Below are 7,274 nucleotides of genomic sequence, written 5' to 3' on the forward strand. Positions count from 1 at the left end.
CAAAAATTTATTTTTTAGCGGCTGGAGTCCTTTGGCGAGATTTTTTAGAAAGTTATGGCAATTTATGCTTATTTTTGGGTATCGGTAACAGTGGATAACATTAGGAGTTGACAACTAGTCTAATTTATTGTTGTAGCTGGACAAAAGTTCAACTTTTTTATTTTCTAGTTAGGAAATTAAACTGTGTGCTGCAATGCTTCGATACGCCTCTGAAGGCACTGGGCTGCACCGTACTATTAACCAGGAGACTACAGCAATGATGAAAGCTGAAGATATCATGACCAAAGATGTAGTTACCATTCGCGGTTCGGCGACTGTTGCTGAAGCAGTGGGGCTGATGAAGGAAAAAAAATTGCGATCGCTGGTTGTGGATCGTCGCTATGACAATGATGCTTATGGCATTGTCACAGAAACGGATATCGTTTACAAGGTAACAGCCTACGGTAAAGATCCAAAGCAAGTGCGGGTTTATGAAATTATGAGCAAGCCCTGCATTGTGGTAAATCCTGATTTGGGTGTGGAATATGTAGCGCGATTGTTTGCTAACACTGGTATTCATCGAGCGCCTGTGATTCAAGGCAAGCTGTTGGGTATCATTTCGATTACCGACATTTTGACCAAAAGCGACTTTGTGGAAGCACCAAAAGCCCTATTGCTGGAGGAGAGAATTCAAAAAGCCATTGAGCAATCTCGGGCTATTTGCACCGAACAAGGTGCTTATTCTAAAGCCTGTGCAGCCGCCTGGGATGAGGTAGAAGAACTTCAAGCAGAAGCCGCTCATCAGAAAGCTGAGGGTATGGTATCAGCCAAAGTATCTTTTGAAGAATACTGTAAGGAAAACCCAAATGCACCAGAATGTCGAAATTATCATCCGTAATTGAAGTGTGACGATGAAGAGGTAGGGAGGCAGAGGGCAGGGAGCAGAGGGGGAAGAAATAATTTTTTATCAGAAAAAGCTAGGTTCAAAACCTCGCCCCTTGTGGGCGAAAAAATCCTTGTTTCTCAAGGTAGGTAAAAACCCCACCCCTTGTGGGTAGCTGAATTAATTGCGAATTGCGAATTGGTTTTATCGTTTGGCAACTCGCATCAATAAAAATAGACCTATTCCCAAAAAAATAAAGTTGGGCAACCAAGCCCCTATAAAGGGAGAAAGGGCACCTGCTTGCGCGATCGCACCACTAATAAAGAAAATTAAGTAGTACGAAAAAATAACTACGACACTAATCCCAAAGCTGGTACCTCTTCCAGTTCGTTGGGGTATGCTCCCCATCACTGCACCTACTAAGCCAAAAACTACACATACAAAAGGTAAAGAGATTTTTTGTTGAATCCGTACTTGGAGTTTACGAATTTTTTGGCGATCGCCACCAAGATATTCAACTTCTAGTTGATCTAGTGCTTCAACAATATTCATCTCACCATAGTCCCGACTTTTTTCTGCCAGACTTAATGGCGTGCGCGGTAGTTGCAGTTGTTGGTGTTCAAATCTGACGATGTTGCGATAAGAGCGATCGGCAGCGACAAAATATATAGTACCGTTGTAAAAATCCCAGACATTTTGAGAAGGATTCCACTGGGCAGATTCTGATACCACAATTTGATTCAGATTTTTTGTTGAACGGTCTATAATTGTCAAACCTGACATCCGCTTACCATCAAATTGGTCGGCGTAAAACAAGCGTGTTAATATCCTATTCTTAGAGCCATCCGGCTGTGTAACATCCTGGTATTCAGGATAGAAAATATTCTGCTGTTTTAAAGTTGGCTTATCTGATTTGAGGGCATTATCCAGAGTCATTGCCGCTTGGTAATTTGCTGCTGGTGCAATTTGTTCGTTAAACACAAATGTCATTCCTGTAACCACAAGACTCAACAGCACAGCAGTTAGCACTAGCCGATAGACACTCACCCCACAACTACGTAGGGCAATTAGTTCGCTCTCGCTAGAAAGACGACTGTAAGTCATCAAAGTAGCCAATAGCGTAGACATAGGGAAGGCTAAAACGATAAAGTTAGGAAACTTTAACAAAAAAACCTGAATGGCAATGTCTATGGGTAGCCCAGATTCTACAATTTTTCTGACTAAATCAAATACAGCATCGATGGTAACGCCAATTGATGAAAAAGCTCCGACACCAAAGAAAAACGGCGCTAACAATTCGCTAGCAAGGTAACGATCCATGATCGTAAAAGGCAGCAGCGAAAAGAGGTTGAAGAAAGACGTAAGTTTCTTTGATATCATGACTAGCTTGAAAAATCCAATGTTAGCAACCCTGGCGAAATAAACGATATCTAAATTTAGGATTAAAATTTAATTTTAAATACCTGAAAATTAACTAATAAATTTATGTTTAAAATTTCAAAATAGCCTTTTAAATTATTAACTAAACAATGATTAATTTAGACTTGAAAATTATTACCTAAATAGTATTGTCGTACCAGGGGGTTGCCGTAGAGTTCGTCAGCACCGCCAAAAGCGAGAATTTGTCCCTCGCGCATTATATAGGCGCGATCAGTGATGGCTAGGGTTTCACGGACATTATGATCTGTAATTAAGATTCCCATGCCGCGATCGCGCAGTTGTGCGACAATTTGCTGAATTTCTGAGACTGCGATCGGATCAACTCCCGCAAATGGTTCATCTAAAAGTAAAAATTTTGGACCTTCTTGTCCAGCAGCTAAAGACCTTGCTAATTCCGTCCGTCGTCGCTCGCCACCAGAAAGTTGAATTCCTTTGCTATTGGCTAATTTTTCCAAGCGAAACTCCCGCAGTAAAGTTGTGAGTCGTCTTGACCACTCCCATCGTGGCACATTCGTTTGCTCTAGCACCAACAGAATATTATCCTCTACCGAAAGCTGGCGAAAAACACTTGGTTCTTGTGCTAAATAGCCAATACCCAGCCGCGCCCTTTCGTGCATTGGCATTCCTGTAACGTCTAGATTACCCAGCCAGACTTTTCCTTGATTGGGTTTTTCTAAACCTGTGGCGATGTAAAATGTCGTCGTTTTACCAGCCCCATTGGGGCCTAGTAAACCAACGACTTCGCCCTGAGCAACAGAAAGATTGACACGATTGACAATTACTCGCTTGCCGTAAGATTTGTGAATATTCTCTAAAACAATTTTCATTGTTCGTGCCTTTTCTTGATGGTAGATGCTAATTAGAACGCTTGAATGCTGGTGTCTGTGGAGCAGGTGTTGCAGTTTGCCCAGCATTATCTGATTCCTCAATCATGTAGATGGACTCTACCTGACGGTTGGATTGGGGTAAGGCAACAAATCGCCCTTCGTCAATTAAATAGGTTACTTTCTCCGCCCGGATACTGTTACCGCCCTGTTGCAAAATATAGACGTTCCCACTGAAATCAATCCGGCGTTCCTTACTAAAGTACTGTGCTTGGGCAGATGTTGCCTGAATCTGGCGAGAAGGATACAACATTTGCACGTTACCCCGAGCAGTGATTACTTGGTTTTTCGCGTCATATTCTTGCACATCAGCGCGGATAGTCAGGGGGCGATTTCCTACAGATGTTTGAGCGGTGGCGGTTTGCACTTGGGTAGGGAAGGCAAAAGCGCCCAAGAGTGCAACTGGTAGCATTAAAGCTAATCCAAAGCGACGCATCTGGGATATGGGCAATTGATAGCAGGGCATCATAGCAATTGGGGATTCAGGATTTCAGCTTGCATTCTAATTATCTCAAGTACTTTATCCAGATATGAAATATACAATCTGGAGTGATTTCCGATAACTACTGGCTGAAATAGTGACGCTACCCCCAACCTCAAGGTTTCAGGAAATTGACATCTGAGCGAAAATAACGTAAGCACGACGTTGCTGAATTGAAGTATGAATCTAGATGTATAGACGTAGCGGTGCTACCTCTCTACAAGGATTTTGGTATTACGCAAAATCATTTTCATACATGGAATCAGTACAACGCCGTAGGGACAATACCCTGCTTTAAGCCGTTTTGCGTCTACATGAATTGTGCCTACTGAGCATTTCGGGCAACGCACAATTAATTACCAGATGTCTAATCATTAGACAGCACAATTCTAGGCAAAGATAAGACTTGATTTTCACCCAAATCACCAGATGTAATCAAGTCTTGCCCTACTTGTTGTAATGTCGTTAATAACACTGCGCTCTGACTCAATAGCTCATCTACGTCAACGCCATTGTAGCTGGATGGGTAACGACGGAGGCGATTGCTACCTTCTCCCAACAGAATTACTGCACCTCGCCAGTTGCGATTCTCCAAATGATACAGGGCTACAGAAATTTGGAGAATGCCTTGATAAAAGGTTTTTTCCGGTTCGCCAGCTTCAATCCACAAAGCCTCTAAAGTGTCATGACAAGCGTAAAACTGACCAGAATTGAACTGTTCTACGCCTTGCCAAAACTCTTGGGGGATGGTTTCGCTCATCCCATGCTGTCTCGTACTTCTTTAATTGTTGCGAGAGAGATGTCTTGTTTTTCTCCAGCAAACTCGTTGTCAGGAGTGAGGAACAACATACAATGGCACTCTTTGCGTTCTCTCATTGGCACACAGGGACAGTTCCAATATGTGGCGTGAACTTCAGCCTCTTTATCTTCGTAATGGCGACAGGGACATAAAGGCGCACCTAGATCATCTTTATGTTTTGCTAGTCCTTCAATCACAACTGCGGTAACAGAAGGCTCAGAACAGAAGTATGTTCCAGTACGCTTGGCGTATTGTTCGGAAAAATGCCGCATTGCCTCTAGGCTTTTATCGCTGGATTTTGTGTTATGTTCTGATGTGATCATGTCGCTCATAATTTAAATATTTCTTTGCATTGTACCTCAGCCTCACTAAGGGATTACGGGTGGATTTCCCCAACCTTACCCGTTCAAGTTGTTTTACCTTTGCTTAAAGGTTGATATGTCTGGTGTGCTGGGATCAGAGAAAATTTAAGAAATCGCAGAAGCTTAACTTGCGTGGGGAGTGGGGAGTAGGGGAAGCAGGGGAAGCAGTGGAAGAAGAACTATTGATTATTGACCAATTCCTAATCCCCAATGCCCAATGCTCTACCAGTTCTTGGAATTTATGAAGGTAATGTTTTTTGTAGCTGGGGTTGTAGAGGGCGATCGCTTTGCAAAACTATACCAGGATGTTCCCAATTGATTACCTCTTGTTCTGCTGGTAAAGAAATATTTGGCCACAAAACCCAGCGACTGCCTTGAGTAAGAGTAGCAAGGCTTAGGGGGTTTTGAGTCAGCCAAATCAAAGGGTAGTTTTTAGGAACTACTGAACTGGCATCTTCTAATGCTCTGGTTGCTGCGAGGGTTTCTAGTACAAAGCGATCGCCTTTAATTAAATCTGTTGATGCTGTCCATAGTTGCACCTGTAATTGCTGTTGCTGTGCATAAAAATACAGCGAAGCTGCGGCAATTACTGCTTGTTCAAAGTTTTCTTCTTCCCAATTACTAGCACTATCAACGGCAATAACTATTTCTTGTCCACCTGTGACCACTTCTAACTCCCGTACTCTTAATTCTCCATAGCGGGCACTACTTCGCCAGTGAATCAGACGGGTGGGATCTCCGATGCGGTAAGGACGGAGCGATCGCACCAGCCCCGTTGTCGCTGTCTGCAAGGGTTTACCACGAGGATCGCCCCTTTTGCTCTCTTCTTGCCCCATCTCATCCACTAGGGGGCAGGTAGCCAAGGGTAACACTGTGGGATAAACGATCGCTGTGGCAGCACAATCACGCTGACGGCGACACCAGAATAATCCCAAAGGCGCACCAGAACCAAGTTCGACTGTATGCCAGCGATAAACGCCCCGGCGCTGGGTAGGGTGGTAATATATCCAACGGTAACTACCTTGGCTAGGAATTGTTTCGATTGCCTTTTGTACTGGTTTCCCTAAGACGAAGGGTAGTATATCTTCAACTTGCAATAAGCTTACAGGCTGCTGTGTCTGATTGCGGATTTCTAATTCTACAGTGAGATCGTCGCCTGCTGACACAGGTTGTATGGGACGGCGGGTGATGGATAGATTTGTGAGCGATCGCGGCGGTAAGATGGCTGCTACACCCAAAAGGGCAAAACTAATGCCGCTAATGGCGTACAGCCAACCAGCCATCGTATTGATACCTGCACCAAAAAAACAAATAGCGGTTAATGCTAGTACCCAACCGCCATAAGTAGGGGCACAAGCGCGGGTTTCTAACCAATTGGTGATGGGTTTGATGATTTTCATGTTTCTTTTTTAACCCAACACCACCCAAAATTCACAGTGTCTCAGGGGTTGCGCCTGATGTCCTTATCGAAACCACTCTATAATTTGGCTTACAAATATCTCTCCATTAATAGCATTTGGAGATTAAGATTCTTCTAGTCTTTCCTTTTTAGTATAGGCACAAGCCTTATAGCCTTTCCCACTCTGGTGAGGTACGAAATCACTCCTCCCTAACCCTCCCCAAGAATAAGGGGAGGGTGCTCGATAGCGCGGGTGGGGTGTACTTCATTTGCTTGGGAAACGCTATAACTAGTCTTGAGCATTGCCGCCGTAAGCATCGCTTTCCGACCTCGACTTTTGCCAATAACTTTCTGTGTAAATGCGGTACAATTCACCACAATATCTGTACAGGATAACTTTCAAACACGCTGTCTTTAGTAATTATAGGTATGCTCTCCACTAAACTTTGAGAAATTATGAGCCGATCAAATGGATCTTTATGGTAAAAAGGCAGCTTTGCTAAATCATCTAAATGTTCTGGTCGTATTTCGAGCAATTCAATAGCGTTACCATAAACTTGTTGTTTGACCAACTCAGTAAAAGTCATTTCCAGTTTTAGCTTGTCGATACTGACCTTGATAGAAATTTCCCAAAGACTCGCAATGCTCAAAAATCTTTGATTTTCCTGATCTTCAATCAGGTTTTTTGCTGTCTCACTGAGATTGAAACTGCCCTCAATAAACCATAAAAACGTATGGGTGTCGAGCAGGAGCCTCATTGAGCGTATTCCTCAAAATCTGCCAACGGCTCATCAAAATCATCTGACATTTTTACTAAACCCCTAGCACTACCAAACTTGGGGCGTAACTCTACATTAAGTGGCACAATTTTGAAAGATGTCCCATCATTACGCGTGATGATGACTTCTTCTCCACCAGCCGCCTCTTCAATTAATTCTGCTAGGCGAGTCTCAGCTTCTTTCAAATTAACTTGGTGCATTGATAGTCTTTACCAGTTCTCTGGATTTTGGTGGTTTGCATCTATAAATTTATAATTGTATATGATTA

General features: G+C 43.2%; 9 protein-coding genes. 1 reads left to right on the top strand and 8 read right to left on the bottom strand.

Going from position 1 to position 7,274, the window contains the following annotated elements; translation table 11 throughout:
* Positions 1-256: 256 nt before the first annotated feature.
* A complete protein-coding gene (locus VE944_RS22545; protein ID WP_324982181.1) occupies positions 257-877 on the top strand; it encodes a CP12 domain-containing protein in 621 nt (206 codons plus the stop codon).
* A 189-nt stretch (positions 878-1,066) separates the two neighbouring features.
* Here the strand turns inward: VE944_RS22545 and VE944_RS22550 are convergent, their stop codons facing one another.
* The 8 genes from VE944_RS22550 to VE944_RS22585 form a co-directional block, all read right to left on the bottom strand.
* On the bottom strand, positions 1,067-2,182 hold the full coding sequence (locus VE944_RS22550; RefSeq protein ID WP_324982163.1) for an LptF/LptG family permease: 1,116 nt from the start codon (positions 2,180-2,182) through the stop codon (positions 1,067-1,069).
* Between the two features lie 218 nt (positions 2,183-2,400).
* Positions 2,401-3,129: an LPS export ABC transporter ATP-binding protein gene (lptB, locus tag VE944_RS22555; RefSeq protein WP_324982166.1), complete on the bottom strand. Its 729-nt coding sequence runs from the start codon at positions 3,127-3,129 to the stop codon at positions 2,401-2,403.
* 28 nt (positions 3,130-3,157) lie between these two features.
* A complete protein-coding gene (locus VE944_RS22560) occupies positions 3,158-3,655 on the bottom strand; it encodes an LptA/OstA family protein (protein ID WP_324982169.1) in 498 nt (165 codons plus the stop codon).
* A gap of 379 nt (positions 3,656-4,034) precedes the next feature.
* Complete coding sequence (locus VE944_RS22565) at positions 4,035-4,427, bottom strand: DUF309 domain-containing protein (RefSeq protein WP_324982171.1); 393 nt, start codon at positions 4,425-4,427, stop codon at positions 4,035-4,037.
* Entirely contained in the window at positions 4,424-4,789 is a 366-nt protein-coding gene (locus tag VE944_RS22570; protein WP_324982184.1) for a ferredoxin thioredoxin reductase catalytic beta subunit, read from the bottom strand. Before VE944_RS22570 ends, VE944_RS22565 begins: the two co-directional genes overlap by 4 nt.
* Positions 4,790-5,067: 278 nt before the next feature.
* Positions 5,068-6,228: a DUF58 domain-containing protein gene (locus tag VE944_RS22575; RefSeq protein ID WP_324982174.1), complete on the bottom strand. Its 1,161-nt coding sequence runs from the start codon at positions 6,226-6,228 to the stop codon at positions 5,068-5,070.
* 370 nt (positions 6,229-6,598) lie between these two features.
* Positions 6,599-6,985, bottom strand: coding sequence for a type II toxin-antitoxin system VapC family toxin (locus VE944_RS22580; RefSeq protein WP_324982177.1), 387 nt, complete (start codon positions 6,983-6,985; stop codon positions 6,599-6,601).
* Positions 6,982-7,206: a type II toxin-antitoxin system Phd/YefM family antitoxin gene (locus VE944_RS22585; protein WP_292853797.1), complete on the bottom strand. Its 225-nt coding sequence runs from the start codon at positions 7,204-7,206 to the stop codon at positions 6,982-6,984. Before VE944_RS22585 ends, VE944_RS22580 begins: the two co-directional genes overlap by 4 nt.
* Between the last annotated feature and the right edge of the window lie 68 nt (positions 7,207-7,274).

This window comes from Nostoc sp. (genome assembly GCF_035638895.1).
GTDB lineage: Bacteria > Cyanobacteriota > Cyanobacteriia > Cyanobacteriales > Nostocaceae > Nostoc.